The sequence below is a fragment of the Acidovorax sp. Root267 genome, assembly GCF_001429215.1.
Classification (GTDB): domain Bacteria; phylum Pseudomonadota; class Gammaproteobacteria; order Burkholderiales; family Burkholderiaceae_C; genus Acidovorax; species Acidovorax radicis.
The window spans coordinates 750,833-765,559 of sequence record NZ_LMJC01000012.1 but is presented as its reverse complement, the minus strand read 5'-3'; the positions used below and the strand labels follow the sequence as shown (position 1 = coordinate 765,559).

At 67.7% G+C, this 14,727-nt stretch carries 17 protein-coding genes; 6 read left to right on the top strand and 11 right to left on the bottom strand.

Annotation, left to right across the window (positions count from 1 at the left end; translation table 11 throughout):
- Positions 1–10 precede the first annotated feature (10 nt).
- Positions 11–889 (top strand): TIGR03915 family putative DNA repair protein, encoded by an 879-nt coding sequence (locus ASE39_RS12985; RefSeq protein WP_057271381.1) that lies wholly within the window; start codon positions 11–13, stop codon positions 887–889.
- On the opposite strand, the gene ASE39_RS12980 is transcribed toward ASE39_RS12985, so the two are convergent.
- Together ASE39_RS12980 and ASE39_RS12975 are read right to left on the bottom strand one after the other, a co-directional pair.
- Positions 846–1,826: a pyridoxamine 5'-phosphate oxidase family protein gene (locus ASE39_RS12980; protein ID WP_057271380.1), complete on the bottom strand. Its 981-nt coding sequence runs from the start codon at positions 1,824–1,826 to the stop codon at positions 846–848. The two genes, ASE39_RS12985 and ASE39_RS12980, sit on opposite strands and share 44 nt — an antisense overlap.
- Positions 1,823–2,473 (bottom strand): glutathione S-transferase family protein, encoded by a 651-nt coding sequence (locus ASE39_RS12975; protein ID WP_057271379.1) that lies wholly within the window; start codon positions 2,471–2,473, stop codon positions 1,823–1,825. The genes ASE39_RS12980 and ASE39_RS12975 overlap by 4 nt, the downstream gene beginning before the upstream one ends.
- 108 nt (positions 2,474–2,581) lie before the next feature.
- On the opposite strand from ASE39_RS12975, the gene ASE39_RS12970 reads away from it, so the two are divergent.
- Both ASE39_RS12970 and ASE39_RS12965 read left to right on the top strand, forming a co-directional pair.
- Entirely contained in the window at positions 2,582–3,520 is a 939-nt protein-coding gene (locus ASE39_RS12970; protein ID WP_057271378.1) for a LysR family transcriptional regulator, read from the top strand.
- A gap of 85 nt (positions 3,521–3,605) precedes the next feature.
- A complete protein-coding gene (locus tag ASE39_RS12965; RefSeq protein WP_057271377.1) occupies positions 3,606–3,935 on the top strand; it encodes a hypothetical protein in 330 nt (109 codons plus the stop codon).
- A 190-nt stretch (positions 3,936–4,125) separates the two neighbouring features.
- Here ASE39_RS12965 and ASE39_RS12960 read toward each other — a convergent pair whose 3' ends face one another.
- The 6 genes from ASE39_RS12960 to ASE39_RS12935 all read right to left on the bottom strand — a co-directional run bounded on the left by ASE39_RS12960 (position 4,126) and on the right by ASE39_RS12935 (position 8,966).
- A complete protein-coding gene (locus ASE39_RS12960; protein WP_010464397.1) occupies positions 4,126–4,599 on the bottom strand; it encodes a peptidylprolyl isomerase in 474 nt (157 codons plus the stop codon).
- 146 nt (positions 4,600–4,745) lie between these two features.
- Positions 4,746–5,822 carry a pirin family protein gene (locus ASE39_RS12955; protein ID WP_057271376.1) on the bottom strand — a complete coding sequence of 359 codons (1,077 nt, stop codon included), beginning with the start codon at positions 5,820–5,822 and terminating at the stop codon, positions 4,746–4,748.
- A 225-nt stretch (positions 5,823–6,047) separates the two neighbouring features.
- Positions 6,048–7,487, bottom strand: a complete 1,440-nt coding sequence (locus ASE39_RS12950; RefSeq protein ID WP_057271375.1) for an MFS transporter — start codon at positions 7,485–7,487, stop codon at positions 6,048–6,050.
- Positions 7,488–7,644: 157 nt separating this feature from the next.
- Entirely contained in the window at positions 7,645–8,130 is a 486-nt protein-coding gene (locus ASE39_RS12945; protein ID WP_010464403.1) for a DUF1579 domain-containing protein, read from the bottom strand.
- Between the two features lie 54 nt (positions 8,131–8,184).
- On the bottom strand, positions 8,185–8,541 hold the full coding sequence (locus ASE39_RS12940) for a GFA family protein (RefSeq protein ID WP_057271374.1): 357 nt from the start codon (positions 8,539–8,541) through the stop codon (positions 8,185–8,187).
- On the bottom strand, positions 8,538–8,966 hold the full coding sequence (locus tag ASE39_RS12935; RefSeq protein WP_010464407.1) for a VOC family protein: 429 nt from the start codon (positions 8,964–8,966) through the stop codon (positions 8,538–8,540). The genes ASE39_RS12940 and ASE39_RS12935 overlap by 4 nt, the downstream gene beginning before the upstream one ends.
- A 147-nt stretch (positions 8,967–9,113) precedes the next feature.
- On the opposite strand from ASE39_RS12935, the gene ASE39_RS12930 reads away from it, so the two are divergent.
- Positions 9,114–9,761 carry a TetR/AcrR family transcriptional regulator gene (locus ASE39_RS12930; RefSeq protein ID WP_057227412.1) on the top strand — a complete coding sequence of 216 codons (648 nt, stop codon included), beginning with the start codon at positions 9,114–9,116 and terminating at the stop codon, positions 9,759–9,761.
- Here ASE39_RS12930 and ASE39_RS12925 read toward each other — a convergent pair.
- The 3 genes from ASE39_RS12925 to ASE39_RS12915 form a co-directional block, all read right to left on the bottom strand.
- Positions 9,758–10,570 (bottom strand): cupin-like domain-containing protein, encoded by an 813-nt coding sequence (locus ASE39_RS12925; RefSeq protein WP_057271373.1) that lies wholly within the window; start codon positions 10,568–10,570, stop codon positions 9,758–9,760. The two genes, ASE39_RS12930 and ASE39_RS12925, sit on opposite strands and share 4 nt — an antisense overlap.
- Positions 10,570–12,027, bottom strand: a complete 1,458-nt coding sequence (locus ASE39_RS25855) for a metal-dependent hydrolase (protein WP_158004249.1) — start codon at positions 12,025–12,027, stop codon at positions 10,570–10,572. Before ASE39_RS25855 ends, ASE39_RS12925 begins: the two co-directional genes overlap by 1 nt.
- Positions 12,028–12,241: 214 nt before the next feature.
- Positions 12,242–13,231, bottom strand: a complete 990-nt coding sequence (locus tag ASE39_RS12915; RefSeq protein WP_057271372.1) for a WYL domain-containing protein — start codon at positions 13,229–13,231, stop codon at positions 12,242–12,244.
- A 145-nt stretch (positions 13,232–13,376) separates the two neighbouring features.
- On the opposite strand from ASE39_RS12915, the gene ASE39_RS12910 reads away from it, so the two are divergent.
- Positions 13,377–14,159: an NIPSNAP family protein gene (locus ASE39_RS12910; protein WP_057271371.1), complete on the top strand. Its 783-nt coding sequence runs from the start codon at positions 13,377–13,379 to the stop codon at positions 14,157–14,159.
- Positions 14,152–14,727, top strand: coding sequence for a hypothetical protein (locus ASE39_RS12905; RefSeq protein WP_242421425.1), 576 nt, complete (start codon positions 14,152–14,154; stop codon positions 14,725–14,727). The genes ASE39_RS12910 and ASE39_RS12905 overlap by 8 nt, the downstream gene beginning before the upstream one ends.

The window sequence follows — 14,727 nt, the reverse complement described above, 5'->3', positions numbered from 1 at the left end:
AGAGACTCGCATGCTGCGCCACACCATCACGCTGGACCACGCCACCGACTGGCCCGGCTTTCGCCAAGCGGCACGCGCCCTGGTGCAAGCCAACGTACCCCCACAGGCCGTGGACTGGCGCTGCCAAGCCGATGCGGAAAGCGACCTGTTTGCGCCCGAGCGTCACAGCCACAACGTCCTGCCACCACCAAGCCCCGATGCGCCCGCGCTGCGCGTACCGCCCGACTTTGTGCACCTGTGTGAGCAGCTCATTCTGCACCGCGACCCGGACCGCTTCCCGCTGATGTACCGCCTGCTGTGGCGCATGGCGCAAGGCGGAACGGAGGCCGAAGCCGCGCGGCACGACCCGCTGGACGCGGACCGCATGGTGGCCCACCACATGGCCCGCGCCGTGGCGCGCGACAAACACAAGATGCACGCCTTTGTGCGCTTTCGACCCGTGGTGGAACCCGATGGCCAGACCCTGCACATGGCCTGGTTCGAGCCCGACCACTACATCACCGAGGCCAACGCGGGCTTCTTCATCCGCCGCTTCACGCAAATGCGCTGGGCCATCCTCACCCCCGACGCCAGCGTGCGCTGGGACGGCCAGCAGCTGCACACCGGCCCGGGCGCACAACGCAGCGATGCGCCGCCACCCGACGCAGGCGAGGCGCTGTGGCTCACCTACTACCGCCACATCTTCAACCCCGCGCGGCTCAAGCTGGGCATGATGAAAAAGGAAATGCCCACGCGCTACTGGCACAACCTGCCCGAGGCGGCGCTCATCACCGAACTGGCACAGACGGCGCACGAGCGCAGCGCGAAGATGGTGGAGGCCGAGGCCACCGTGCCGCGTCGGCGCATCAACCCGGTGGCACAGCGGCCCCGGGACGGCGCAGCGCGTTGAACTGCGCAGCCGCCACCGGTGGCGTCCACCGCCACGGCAACACCCCAGGTCGCCACAGCGCGTTTTGCACCGTGAGCTGCAGCACCCGCTGTGCACCAGGCCAGGGCGCACGCGCCGCATCGTCCCACAGCAGCTCCGCACGCGCGGCGATGTGCAGCAAGCCACCGCCGTCATAGTCCACCACCAGCAGGCCCGCCAGCGGGTGTTGCGCCAGGTTGCCCAGCGTGTTGAAGAACTGGTTGCCCGGGTAGTCGGGCAGGCGCAGCACCACGCCGTGCGCGGTGTGCTCGGCGTGCACAAAGCCGGGCTCGCCGCCCCGGTGCGACACGTCCACACCTTCGTTGCGCGCACTGCCCGGCTGCGCGGCCGAGGCGCTGGCGATGAACAACGTGTCGGCCTGCTGCACGCGGGCCAGAGCCTCGGCATCGAGCGCCGGGCCCAGCACCTGCACAGGCCCCGGCGGGGTGACCGTGGCACGCAGGCCCGGTTCACGGGCCTGGATGTATTTGGGGCAATTGCCAAAGCTCTGCACCACGGCAATCGACAAACCTGCCTCACTGAAGGCGGCCACCTCGCCGTTCATGCGGTTGCGGCGGCGAGTGTGGGGCTCCAGCCCCAGCACGCCCACCGGGGAACCTGGCGACAACCGGTTCAACACGGGGTCGGCGGCGTTGGGCGCGATGGCGATGTCCATCTGCCGCGCATCCGGCGTCTGCACAAAACCGGGTGGGCCTGCCAGCAGGGTCGCCCAGGGCTGACCTTGTTCATCCAGCGCACCTACCAGCAAGGTGGGCAGTTTCTCGAAAAGCTCCCGGTGCTGGTCGGGCATGTGGTCGCGCAGCACCAAGGGGCCGATGGCGGCCATGCGATCGCGCAGGCCCACCCGCTGCTGCAGCGCCTGCTCGCCCGCGTGGAAGGCGTCGGATGTGGTGGTCACGCTGCCTCCCGCGCGGACGGGGCCAGGGTGTCGGCCAGCGGCACATAGCCGGGCAGCGCCTGCAAGCGCGCCACCCAGCCCGCAATGCGCGGGTAGGCCGCCAGCGGGAGCCCCGCGATGTGCGCCTGCGAGGTGTAGCTGACCATGGCGATGTCCGCGAGGCTGGGCTGCTCGCCGCCCAACAGCCACACACGGCCCTGCAACTCACCCTCCATGTAGTCCAGCAGGCGCTTGCCGGTGGCGAGCGCAGCTTCGCGGTCAGCACCCGGCGGTCGGCCTGACAGCGCTGCGTAGCGGGGTGTGGCAACGCCCGGCACCAGCATGCCTGCTGCCAGGCTGAACCAGCGCTGCAGTTGCGCCTGGCCCAAAGCATCCTGCGGTATCCAGGTGCTGCCCGGTGCATAGCGCTGCGCCAGGTAGACCAGGATGCCGTTGCTGTCGCTGAGGGCCGTGCCTGCGTCCACCAGCACCGGCACCTGGCCCAGGGGGTTGAGCGCCAGGTGCTGCGTGCTGCGATGCTCTCCGCGCCGCAGGTCCACGTTGACCAGTTCGTGCGGCAGGCCCAGCAGCGACAGCATCAGCTCCACCCGGTGGCAGTGGCCCGACACGGGCATGCGATAGAGACGAAGGGGTGTGGTGGGCGCCATGGAGAGGTCCTTGTGAAAAGGGTAAACAAAGAAGCCCCGACCTTATCTATTGCACGGCACGGTGTTAATAGCCATAGTGCAGCTTTCAAAATTGCGTGAACTGAAACAATGGACCACCTCGACACCCTGCGTTGTTTTGTGGCCGTGGCCGATGTTGGCGGCTTTGCGGTCGCGGGGCGGCAACTGGGCTGCTCGGCCGCCGCCGTCACGCGCGCCATTGCAGCGCTGGAGGCCCGGCTCGGTGTGCTGCTGTTTCAGCGCAGCACGCGCATGGTGCGGCTCACCGAAGCGGGCGAGCGCTTTTTGCAGGACTGCCGCCCCCTCTTGAACGACCTGCACGAGGCCGAGCAGGCGGCCAGTGGCGCACAGGCCGAAGCGCAGGGCCTGCTGTCCATCACCGCGCCACAGATGTTCGGCATTCAGCATGTGGCGCCTATCGTGCAAGGTTTTCTGCAGGCACAGCCGCGCGTGCAGGTGCGCACGCTGTTCGTCAACCGCATCGTGCATTTGCTGGACGAGGGCATGGACGTGGCCATCCGCATCGCCCACCTGCCCGATTCAGGGCTGACCGCCGTGCAGGTGGGTGCCTTGCGCCGCCTGGTGGTGGCGTCACCCGCTTATCTGGCGCAGCACGGCAGACCGCGCCACCCCGCTGATCTAAGTACCCATCGGGCCATCGGATTTTCATTTGACGCACGGGCTCCAGCGCCCTGGAAGTTCCGCGACGGCGCAACGGGCCACCCTCAGTTCGCATGGATCAGCAACAGCAACGAGGTGGACATTGCCGCCGCAGAGGCTGGCCTGGGCCTGACCCGTTGCCTGGCCTACCAGGCCGCCGCCAGCTTGCGAACAGGCCGGCTGCGCATCGTGCTGGCCGAGCACGAGCTGCCGCCGGTGCCTGTGCACATCGTGTACCCCGCAGGGCGGCGGGCCCCCGCGAAGGTACGGTCCTTTGTGGAGTGGGCCCGCGAACGCCTCGCCAAGGAACCGGTTCTGAACGGTCGTGGCCTGGGACGCGGTAACGCCTTGTTGCCAATCACTTCGTGACCTGTCATCGCCGCCCGTCCCCGCGCCGTTGCATACACAAGTCCGACGCTTTGTCGGGCGGTCATCCGATCTGAAAGGATTTCTCATGAACAAGCTCATCGCTGCCCTGCTCGCCGGTTTCTTTGTGTCCGCATCGTTTGCCCAGGCACCTGCTGCCCCTGCAACGCCAGCCACACCCGCAAAGGCTGCAACGCCCGCAGCCCCAGCAACATCGGCAATGCCCGCGACGCCAGCAACCCCGGCCACGCCTGCCACACCAGCTACAAAAGCTGAAGTCAAACCCGCCGTAGCAGCGCCAGCCGCCGCGGCGTCTGCACCCGCAGACAAGAAGGTGGAGAAAAAGGCAAAGGCCAAGAAAACCAAGGCCACGGCAGAGAAAAAGGCAGACGCCGCCAAGCCTGAAGCGGCAAAGTAATTCGCGAAGCCTTCTTCCGCAAAAAAGCCCGCAGTGCGGGCTTTTTTAATCGCCGATTGTTCTGTGTGCACTCACACCCAAGGGCAGCATGAAGGCCAGAGGGTGTAGCGCACCATGACGCCGGTAAGGCAGACCGGGTCAGCCCCCACCTGCAGGCGTTTTCCGCTGTGCTGCGGCCCGCCCCCCTACTTCAGTGTTGGTGCCCGTGCGCCCCATGCACGTGGCGGTGCGCCACTTCTTCGGCGCTCGCAGCGCGCACTTCGGTGACCTTGCAGCTGAACTTCAGCGCCTGGCCTGCCAGCGGGTGGTTGCCGTCCAGGTGCACTTCAGGGCCCTTGATCTTCACCACATTGAACACGGCGGGTTGACCGTCGCTGCCCACGCCCTGCAGCTGGCCGCCGACCTTCACGCCTGGGGGGAACTCAGCCTTGGGGATCGTGCGCACCAGGCTTTCGTCGCGGGCTCCGAAGGCGTCTTCAACGGCAAGGTCCAGCGCGGTGGTAAAGCCGACGGCCTGGCCTTCCAGCGCGGCTTCGACCTTGGGGAAGATGTTTTCATAGCCACCGTGCAGATACGACAGGCTGCCGGCGTCGAGCGGCTTGCCTTCGGGCGTGGTGACCTTGTAAGTGATGGTGACGGCGGAGTCTTTGGTGATGGTGGCCATGGTGGTGCTTGCGCTTTCAGACGGTGAAAGAACGGCGCGGGCTGGCGGGCTATTGCCGCCAGCCGCTGCGCCAATCGAAACCCTGAATTGTCCACGAGGCGTGGGGTGTTTGCCGGGCGCCTCGTGGGCGGGCTTTGCGCCTGGGCCTATGCGCCCGCCACCACTTCGGCAGGGCGCTCTTCGTCGGTCTGACCCGGATAGCGCGCAAAGCGCCGTGCCTCGGTGCCATGCACCGGGTCCTGGTCCGGCCAAGGCCAGCCGCCGAACTGGGTGCGGCGGTAGTCGTTCATGGCCTGCATGATCTCGGCCTGCGTGTTCATCACAAACGGACCGTACTGCGCCACGGGCTCGCCAATCGGCCGGCCTTGCAGCACCAGGCATTCCACGGTGGTGGCGCCGGTGTTGGTCAGCCGCCAGTCCTCGGTGGCACGCACCTGCAGCGCCGCGTGGCGGTCCACGTCCTGCGGGCCCACGCGCACGCTGTCGCCGACAAAGAAGTACAGCATGCGCTGCGTGCCTTCGCCCTGCGCGGCAGGCAGCGTCCACTCGGCGCCCGGGTCCATGCGCAGCGTCCAGATGGCGACATCGCCTTCAGGCTGCGAAGCCCAGGATTCGGGCGGCGGTGCCAGAGGCTCGGGCGCGCCGGGCAGCGCACCGGCCACCACGGTGACGGTGGTCGCGCGGCCTGCGGCGTCGTGGCGCACCAGGCGCGGAATCCGCTCGTCCCACAGCATGGTGAAGTGCGGGTCCACCATCTTGTTCCTGGCGGGCAGGTTCAGCCAGATCTGGAACAGCTCCAGCGGGTTGGGTTCGGTGGCATTGAGCAGCGGGAACATCTCGGAATGCACGATGCCCTTGCCGGCCGTGACCCACTGCACATCACCGCCGCCAAAACGTGCGGCCGCGCCCAGCGAGTCGGAATGGTCGATCAGGCCCTTGCGCACCAGTGTCACGGTCTCGAAGCCGCGGTGCGGGTGGCCCGGAAAGCCGGGCACGGTGTCGCCGTGGTACATGCTCCAGCCGTCCTTGCCGCTGAAGTCGCTGCCGATCTGGCGGTCTTCGATGGGCACGGCCGGGCCGAACGCGGCGTTGCCCGCGGGGTAGGCATCGTCGTGGTGGGCGCAGAAAAGAAACGGGTCGAGCGTGGGCCACTGCGGACCCAGCAACTGGGCGCGCACGATGGGCACCAGGGCGGTGGTTGCAGCAGGTGTGGACGACGACATACGAAGGCTCCTCGTGTTGTGCACCACCACGATCGGGCGGTATGCCAGTGGAATATGGAGCCAATGGTGCCTGAGCAGAAGTGCGCCCGGTGGAACAGTGCGGTGCACCGGGCAGGACAGTGGGACGATCCTGGCAGACGCATTCCGCTCAAATTTGAATCAAATCAGGCCCTGGCGCTTATCAGTATTGCGCTGTTAGCTATTATTTTAATAGCTCTGCACCTTTTAATGAACCGCCACCGGTGCCCCTGCACCAGACGGCTGCGCAGGCCGCAGCACCAGGCCGCCCAGCAACGCCGCCACGAGCGAGCCCCCGGCCGCCACCCAGAAGGCCAGCTGGTAGCCACCGTTCAAGGCCATCTGCACCGATGCGCCCGCCTCGCGCAGCGCGCCCGTGCGTGCATCGGCCAAACTGGCCAGTACGGCCAGGCCCAGCGCGCCACCCATCATGAAGGCAGTGTTGACCACGCCGGATGCCAGGCCCGAATCCTCGGGCTTCACGTCGCCCATGGCGGCCAGCAGCAGCGGGTTGAGCGCAATGCCCGCCCCCACGCCCAGCAGCAGCATGCCGGGCAGCACGTGCAGCGCAAACTGGCCGTCCACGGGCGCCAGTGCAAACAGCACCAGGCCCACGGTGGCCAGCAGCAGGCCCCAGCCCAGCGTGCTGCGGATGCCGTAGCGCATCACCACCCAGGCCGACAGCCCCAGCGAGCAGCCCGCCATGATGAGGTTGGACGGAAGGAACGCCAGGCCCACCTGCATCGCGTCGTAGCCCAGCACCAGCTGCATGTACAGCGCCGACAGGAAGAACCACGCAAACATGCCTGCCGCCCACAGCACGCCCACCACGTTGGAGATGGCCAGATTGCGCAGCCGCAGCAAGGCCAGCGGCACCAGCGGCGCGGCCACGTGGGATTCAACGTACAGAAACACCAGCAGCAGCGCGGCCGATGCACCCAGCAGGCCCTGCGACTGCAGCGAAGTCCAGCCCGCCTCGTTGCCGTTGACGATGGCGTACACCGCCAGCATCAGCGACGCGGTGATGGTGACCGCGCCCGCCACGTCCAGCCGCTGCCCGTGGGCCTGCCCCTTGCCGCCCGGCAGCAGCACCAGGCAGGCCGCGTAGATCGCCACGCCCACGGGGATGTTGACGAGAAAGATCCAGTGCCAGCTCAATGCGCTGGTAAGCACACCGCCCAGCAGCACACCAATGCTGCCGCCCCCCGCGCAGACAAAACCATAGACCCCCATGGCCCGCGCGCGCTCGCCGGGCTCGGTGAACAGATTCATGATGAGCGACAGCGCCACGGCCGACACCACGGCCCCACCCACGCCCTGCACCGCACGCGCCGCCACCAGCAGCCCCTGCGTGTGGGCCAGCCCGCAGGCCAGCGACGCGACGGTGAACAGCGTGATTCCTGCCAGGAACAGCCGCCGGTGCCCATACAGATCGCCCAGCCTCCCGCCCAGCAGCAGGCAGCCGCCAAAGGTCAGCATGTAAGCATTGACCACCCACACCAGCGATGTCTCGGTAAAGCCCAGATCGGCCTTGATGCTGGGCAGCGCCACGTTCACGATGGTGGTGTCGAGCACGATCATCAGCTCGCCCAGGCACAGCAGGATGAGCGCGGGCCAGCGTGCGCGGCCTTCGATGGAGAGGGTCATGGAGGTCAATGGGAATGTGGAAAGCGCAGAAGACGCGCCCCACAGTTTGTCACGCGCGGCGGCGGCAACTGGCGCGGCGCAAGGCCAGTGCACCCGTGGATCTGGCTCCGCCAGTCCACCGGGTGCGTCCCCCTTCAGGGGGAAGCCGCGCAGCGGCTCAGGGGGTCCTTACATACTTTGCTTGCATGAACTGGTTCCAGCTCCCGTCGGGCTGCTGGCCAAACGAGGTGAGCGTGCGCTCGTTGGCGCTGACGATGGTGATCACGTCGCGGTAGCGGGCGGTTTTTCCGTCGTCCTTGAAGCTCGGGCCTTCAGTCTCCAGCGTCAGCACCTTCTGGTCGGCATCCAGCGTGCCACGGTAGACCCACATGTGGGCCATCATCGAGCCCACCCAGGTGCCCAGAAACTCTTTCTTCTCGGGGTCGTAGCCCAGCGTCATCTGCATGCGGGCCTCGCCGCCACCGGGCATGGTGCCGGTGCCTTCGAGGATCACCCACAGGTCGCCAAGCGCGCGCCCGTGTTCAGTGCCGTGCGACTGCTCGGACGGCTGGCCGGGGTCCGCGTCGCAGTTGGAGGTGCTGGTCCAGTCGCCCAGCAGTTGCTGCAGCCAGCGGTGCATGGCATGGGGTTCGGGATTCATCATGTCGGTCTCCTTGGTGTTGAAGAGGTTGGCAAGAGCACGCGCCGACCCGAGGGGCTACACCGCTTTGCCGTCGTAGTGGTGCACCGGCACCGCATCCAGGTCCACGCCGTCCAGGCAACGCAGGTTGACCGCCGCCACGCGGTTGCCTTTCGGGTCCACGCCTTCGCCAAACGGGTGGATGCCGCAGGTGGGGCAAAAGCGGTGCTGGATCACATGCTTGTGAAAGGTGTAGGTGGCGGCGTCCGCCTCGGGGGTGGTCAGCCGCAGCGCGTCGCGCGGCACAAACCACAGCAGCGACCCGCGTCGGCCGCACATGCTGCAGTTGCAGGCCAGGCCGCTGTCGATGGTGCCTTCCACCTCAAACGCCACCTTGCCGCAATGGCAGCTGCCTTGGTATCGGGTCGCGCTCATTGTGGTGCCACCACCATCCACGCCACGCCGAAGCGGTCCGCCACCATGCCGAAGGCGGGTGAAAAAAAAGTCTTGCCCAGGGGCATTTGCACCTGGCCGCCCTCGGCCAATGCATCGAACAGGCGCTTGGCCTCGGCTTCGTTCGCGGGGCTCAGCGCCAGCGAGATGCCCTGGAAGTTCGTGCTGCCCGATCCCATGCCGTCCGACGCCATCACCTGCGTCTCGCCCACGTTGAACGCAGCGTGCATCACCATCTCGGGCGTGGGGCCGGGGCCGCCGCCTTCTGCGCAACCTTGGCCGGCGGCGGGCTCGGGGTTGTCCTTGTAGCGCATGAGCATGGTGACCTCGGCACCCAGGGCGCGTCGGTAGAAATCCAGGGCCTCTTCGCAGCGGCCTTCAAACATCAGATAGGGCTCGACTTTCATGGGGCGTCTCCTTGGGGGTAAAAGCAGGCGCCCCGCCGGGGCCAAATGCCTGCCAAAGTTTCAGCAACGTGATTTCGATGCACAATTGTGAACACCGTCCACAAACCATAACAAAGAGAATGGACGGTGTCCACGTTTCCATCGTCCATGACCGTAACCAACCGCAACACGCCGACCCTCCGCAGCACCTACCGCCATGGCGACCTGCGCCGCGCCCTGCTGGAGGCCGGCATCGATCTGGCGCGCCAGGGCGGCCCCGATGCCGTGGTGCTGCGCGAGGCCACACGCCGCGCGGGCGTGGCGCCGAATGCGGCCTACCGCCATTTCGCCAACCGGGACGACCTGCTGGCCGCCGTCCGCACGGCGGCCCTGGCGGCCGTGGCCGAGGCCATGGAAGCCGAACTGGCCCAGGTGCCCACCACCGGCACACCCACCGCGCAGGCCCACGCCAAGGTGCGCGCCGTGGGCGCGGGCTACCTGCGTTTTGCGCACGCCGAGACCGGGCTGTTCCGCACCGCCTTCGGTGGCCGCTTCACCGTGCAGCACGACCCCGACCCAGCCATGGGTGGCGCCACCGGGCTCAACCCGTTCCAGCACCTGAGCGCAGCGCTCGATGACCTGGTGACCGCAGGCGCCCTGCCGCCCGCGCGCCGCCCCGGCGCCGAATACCTGGCCTGGTCCACCGTGCACGGCATGGCATTGCTTTCCATCGACGGACCATTGCGGGGCACGCCGCAGCAGATGCTGGATGGCCTGGGACAGCGGCTGCTCGATATGGTGGAGCGGGGGATTTAAACCCGCGCCGGATGGCAGGTGCAGTGCCCACGCCGCCACAGGCCCGCAAGGTGCGCCCCATGCACAGCCTGGCGCCACACCCATTGCGCGTAAACGGTAGCGCGCGCGCCAAAAAAACCGCTCAGCAACACGCTGGGGGTGTGGTTCACCACTTCATGCCACCAGCGCGCGGGCACATAGATCACGTCCCCGGGCTCCAGGTCCACCGCCCAGGCGTCGCCTGCAACAACACCTCGGTCCACCACGGCATCAGCATTCAGTGAAGCCAGGGCCGCCCAGCGGTCATGCTTGGCGGCAACGGCACCCAGCCGCTCCACCACCCCCGGGCGCAGCAGATAAAAGCGCTTGCGTCCCACCAGCTGCACGGCAAGGTTGTCGAGGTAGTCATGGTGCAAACCGGTGCGCGCCCCTGCAGGGCCGATCCAAGTCTGGGCGTCGTGCAGCGCCCCGGGCGGAAACAGCTCTTGCGGGCGCACATCGGCGCGCAGCGGTGCGAAGGTGCCCAGCAGGTCAAATTCCTTGAGGTACATCGGCACCTTGCCGGTGGCAGCGGGGCCTTGCAAGGACTGGAGATAGGCGCCCAGGGTGGAAGACTGGAACACCGTGGCGCCCAGCTCGCGGTTGCCCTGTACCAGCCGCACGGGCAGGTCGGGGGCCAGCGCGCCCAACCGCTCCCAGGTCCATTGCGCCACGGCTGGCCAATGGGCTGCGCGCTGGCGAAGCACACAGGGCTCGCGGCGGCCGATGGCCTCGGCCACGGAACCTGCCTGCACGGCCAATGGCTCCCACGCGCCTTCATGGCCCGCCATCACAGCCCCCTGGCCAGGCAGCGTTCCATCCCGCGCAGCCAGGACAACGGCACATGTCGCCACAGCGGAGCCAGGAAGGACAGCGGGATGCGCCCCCGCACCACCACCCCGTAGTCCAGCGACGCTGCGTGCGGAAAGTAGCCCGCCTTGCAGGCGACGATGGTCTTGAAGCCCTTTTGCCAGTAGTAACGCAGCTGCGGGTCTTGCGGCCCACCCCGGCGCATGGCGTAGACGTACGACTCGACCGGGGCATCGGGCTCCCCCCTGCGCCAGCGGGCGAGGCCCGGCACGGGCGAGCCCAGGTAGATCTGGCGCCAGCCGGCCTTCAGCGCACGCGGCCAGAAGAACGCAAAGATCGCCTCCACGCCTTGCGGGCTGATGCTGCTCAGACTGATGCCGAACAGGTCACGGCTGGTTTGCCCCCCGTCATGGCTGCAAATCTTCGCGCAATCTGCCCAGGTGCGGGCACTTTGCAACTGCACCGCTGAAATGGGCTTGAGGAACAGCGAGGCCAGTGCCTCGCCCGTGCGCGGGCAGAACGCCCCCATGCACAACTGCGGGTGGGCCGCGATGCGCTGCGCCATGGCGTCTGCATCGGCAGCCTGGCCGTCGCTCCACTTCTTGTGCTCCAGCACCAGCAAGCGGGGGATGTCGCAGGCCTGCAGCGGGCGCACTTCGATGCGTGCCTTTTCTGCGTTTCGGCCCACCTGCGAGGCTGGCGCCAGGCGGTGCATCGGCAGCCCGTAGCCCAGCCACCCCACCGCCATGCGGGCCAGACCCACGGCCTGTCGCAGCACAAAACCCGCCACAGACCGGGCACCACCGAGCCAGCCCAGCCGGCCTTGCGCGCGGTCGGTCTGAAAAAAGTCCCAGGTGTGGCGCGCCACATCCCCCAACAGGATCAGGGACGCCAGCACATACAGCGCCATGCGGCGCCCGTAGCCCACCCGACCCACCTCACAGAGCATGCGCAACGCCACACCATGGTGTGCCACCTCTTCTTCGCAATGCCAGCGCCACAGGCTGGACTGGCGGGACGCGTTGTGAACCAGCCAGCCCTCGCCGCGCAGCGCATGGCGTGAGACCAGCGCTGTCAGGTATTCAAGTGCCGCCGCCAGGGCCAGTCGCTCCCTCCAGGACAGCGCATGCTCCAGGCCCTGCACGGCGCGCTCAATGCGCGCCTCCAGGGCTATGGCGTTGTAGCCCTGGGCCGCCAACTGCGCGTTGTACAAGCGGTGCGCCCGCTGGTGGGCACGCTCTTCGCGCACGAACTGCGCCACCTCGTCCTGCAACGGTGCGCCTTCGGGCAGGTGCGTGGCAGCATCTTCCATCGCCCGGATCACAAACTGCTCCCCCGAGGGCAGCAGCAACGAAAACGCATTGAACAAATACGAACGAAAAGGGGTCTGGTTCCAGAACCGCTCGGACTCCCCTGGCACCACCATCACTGTTTGCATCACCGCAGACCATTGGTTAAAGCCTGCCGAAGGTATTGAAGGTGCATGTCGCCCATGTGACACCATCCACAAATATCGGTACGGCGGCTGCAGCGGCGGGGCACGGTCTGCGTTGACGTGCCTGCTCGTTTTTTTTGACGCTTTTATACCTCTGCCGCTTATCTACAAAGCGTAGACAGCTACAAGTTAGATAGCATTTTCCATCCAGCCCCAGTCACGGCAACCCATAAAGCTGCGCTGTGGCCCTCACCCGTGCCACCAGCGCGCGGCGCAACGCAGCAGGCCGCAGCACCTCCACCTGCGGGGACAGCCGCAGGAGTTGCCCGCAGGCATGCTCCACCGATTCGATGGGAATGGTCACGGCCACGCGACCGTCATTGCGGCGGGACGGCGGGGCGGCCGCCACCGCGCGTGCCACGGCACGGCTGAGCGCGCGCAGCCCTTTGAGCCCTGATGGCGTGGCCAGCAGGGCGGCCTCGCCGGTGTAGAGCCCCGCTTCAAAGCGCTGGATCGACTGCGCCCAATAGCCGGCCAAGTCAAACCGCGCAGGGCGGCGCACCGGCGTGGCCAGCGCCGTGGCCGCCCGGATGTTCGACACGCGGTAGGTGCGTGGCCCGCCCTCCGCAGAAGCGGCCGCGCCCGCAGGCACAGCCACCAGGTACCAGACCCCTGCCTTGAGCACCAGGCCCAGCGGGTTCACCGTGCGCTCCACCGTGTCGGCCCAGCTTTCGTAGCGCATCGCAACCTGGTGCCCGCTCCACACGGCGGCGGCCACGGTGGGCAGGTGCGGCGTGGGATCGCTCTCGCGGTACCAGTCCACCGGGTCGAGGTGCAGGCGGGTGCTCACGCGCTGCGCGTCCTCGCGCCACGACGCGGGCAGCGACGACAACAGCTTGAGCCGCGCCCCCTCCACATCGCCGCCCAGGCCGAGTTCCTGCGCGGGGCCGGGCAGGCCACTCAAAAAGACGGCCTGCGCCTCCGACGGTGTGAGCCCCGTGAGCGTGGTCTTCCAGCCCGGCAGCAGCGCAAAACCGCCATGGCGCCCGCGCTCGGCGTAGATCGGCACACCGGCCGCGCTGAGCTGGTCCACATCGCGGTACAGCGTGCGCACCGAAACCTCCAGCGCCTGGGACAACGCCTGTGCGCTCATGCGGCCCTGGGTTTCGAGCAGCATCTGAAGGGAAAGCAGGCGGCTGGCGCGCATGGGGAGTCAGTTTGTGTGGTGCGGCTAAGAATTTTTAGTCGCTTGAGGCAATGGCGAAAGATAGCGCAAATACCTGCCATAGGTTGGCAGGTATTGCGGCGCAGACTGCAGCCTGAATGTTGAAACCACCCCACCAGGAGCCCGCATGTCCGACACCGCCATGGCCACGCGCCACACACCCGTCCCCATCACTGCCGCCGCCGTCGTTGCCGACGACTGCCCCATCGTCGAACTGCGCCAGTACACGCTGCACGCGGGGCAGCGCGATGTGCTGATCGACCTGTTCGACCGCGAGTTCGTGGAGACCCAGGAGGCGCAGGGCCTGCGCGTGCTGGGCCAGTTCCGCGACCTGGACCGGCCTGATCAGTTTGTCTGGCTGCGCGGCTTTGGCAGCATGGAGGCGCGCCGCCAGGCGCTCGAAGCCTTCTACAGCGGCCCCACCTGGGCCGCGCACCGCAACACCGCCAACGCCACCATGGTCGACTCCGACAACGTGTTGCTGCTGCGCCCCGCATGGCCTGGGGCGGCAGGCGCGCTGCCGCAGCACGCGCGCCCCGCGGCCGGTGCCAGTGGCTCGGCCCCGGGCGTTCTGGCCGCCACGGTGTTCCACCTGCACGAGGCCGCCACACCCGCGCTGCTGGACTTCTGCCGCCACCGCATGGCCCCCACGCTGCAACGCGGTGGCGCGCGCCACGTGGCCTGGTACTGCACCGAGACCAGCGCCAACACCTTTCCCCGCCTGCCCGTGCGCGAGGGCGAACACGTGCTGCTGGGGCTGGCGCTGTTCGGCCGCGAGGCCGCGCTGGAGGCTTTCACCGACAGCGCCGCATGGGCGCGCGGTGTGGCGCCGGGCCTTGCACCCTGGTTGGCCCGCGCGCCCGAAATCCACCGCCTGCAGCCCACCGCCCGCTCTGCGCTGCATGCCTGACGTCCCCCTCGCCTTGCCGATGAAAGAACCCGCCATGACCACGCCGAACCTCATCACCATTCCCTCGCCTGCCGCAGCCCCCAGCGCCGCACGCGACTTCGACTTCCTCCTGGGCCCCTGGCGCATCCGCAACACGCGCCTGGTGCACCGGCTTCAAGGCTGCAACGACTGGGAAGTGTTCGATGCCACCGGCACCGCCCACGCCCTGCCTGGCGGCATCGGCAACTGCGACGACTTCACGCCCCTGGCCTGGAAGCCCGGCTTCGTCGGCATGACGCTGCGCGTGTTCAACCCGGTATCGAAGCGCTGGAGCATCTACTGGCTCGACAACGCCACGGGCGGCCTGGACCCTGCCACCGGCCTGCTCCAGCCACCCGTGGTGGGCGGCTTCCAGGACGGCGCAGGCCTCTTTGAAGGCGAAGAAGTGTTCGAAGGCCGCCCGGTGCGCGTGCGCTTCGAATGGTCGCAAAAGCACAGCGGCGCGCCGCGCTGGCAACAAGCGTTTTCGGACGACGGAGGCACCACCTGGGAGGTGAACTGGGTGATGGAGTTTTCGCGCCCGGCGTAA

Coding starts and splice junctions, on each gene's coding strand:
- ASE39_RS12935 (WP_010464407.1), bottom strand. CDS start 8,966: ATGAAAGTCGAGCCCTATCTGATGTTTGAAGGCCGCTGCGAAGAGGCC.
- ASE39_RS12965 (WP_057271377.1), top strand. CDS start 3,606: ATGAACAAGCTCATCGCTGCCCTGCTCGCCGGTTTCTTTGTGTCCGCA.
- ASE39_RS12910 (WP_057271371.1), top strand. CDS start 13,377: ATGTCCGACACCGCCATGGCCACGCGCCACACACCCGTCCCCATCACT.
- ASE39_RS12950 (WP_057271375.1), bottom strand. CDS start 7,487: ATGACCCTCTCCATCGAAGGCCGCGCACGCTGGCCCGCGCTCATCCTG.
- ASE39_RS12940 (WP_057271374.1), bottom strand. CDS start 8,541: ATGAGCGCGACCCGATACCAAGGCAGCTGCCATTGCGGCAAGGTGGCG.
- ASE39_RS12970 (WP_057271378.1), top strand. CDS start 2,582: ATGGACCACCTCGACACCCTGCGTTGTTTTGTGGCCGTGGCCGATGTT.
- ASE39_RS12960 (WP_010464397.1), bottom strand. CDS start 4,599: ATGGCCACCATCACCAAAGACTCCGCCGTCACCATCACTTACAAGGTC.
- ASE39_RS12975 (WP_057271379.1), bottom strand. CDS start 2,473: ATGGCGCCCACCACACCCCTTCGTCTCTATCGCATGCCCGTGTCGGGC.
- ASE39_RS12945 (WP_010464403.1), bottom strand. CDS start 8,130: ATGATGAATCCCGAACCCCATGCCATGCACCGCTGGCTGCAGCAACTG.
- ASE39_RS12985 (WP_057271381.1), top strand. CDS start 11: ATGCTGCGCCACACCATCACGCTGGACCACGCCACCGACTGGCCCGGC.
- ASE39_RS12915 (WP_057271372.1), bottom strand. CDS start 13,231: ATGCGCGCCAGCCGCCTGCTTTCCCTTCAGATGCTGCTCGAAACCCAG.
- ASE39_RS12930 (WP_057227412.1), top strand. CDS start 9,114: ATGACCGTAACCAACCGCAACACGCCGACCCTCCGCAGCACCTACCGC.
- ASE39_RS12925 (WP_057271373.1), bottom strand. CDS start 10,570: ATGGCGGGCCATGAAGGCGCGTGGGAGCCATTGGCCGTGCAGGCAGGT.
- ASE39_RS12955 (WP_057271376.1), bottom strand. CDS start 5,822: ATGTCGTCGTCCACACCTGCTGCAACCACCGCCCTGGTGCCCATCGTG.
- ASE39_RS12905 (WP_242421425.1), top strand. CDS start 14,152: ATGCCTGACGTCCCCCTCGCCTTGCCGATGAAAGAACCCGCCATGACC.
- ASE39_RS25855 (WP_158004249.1), bottom strand. CDS start 12,027: ATGCAAACAGTGATGGTGGTGCCAGGGGAGTCCGAGCGGTTCTGGAAC.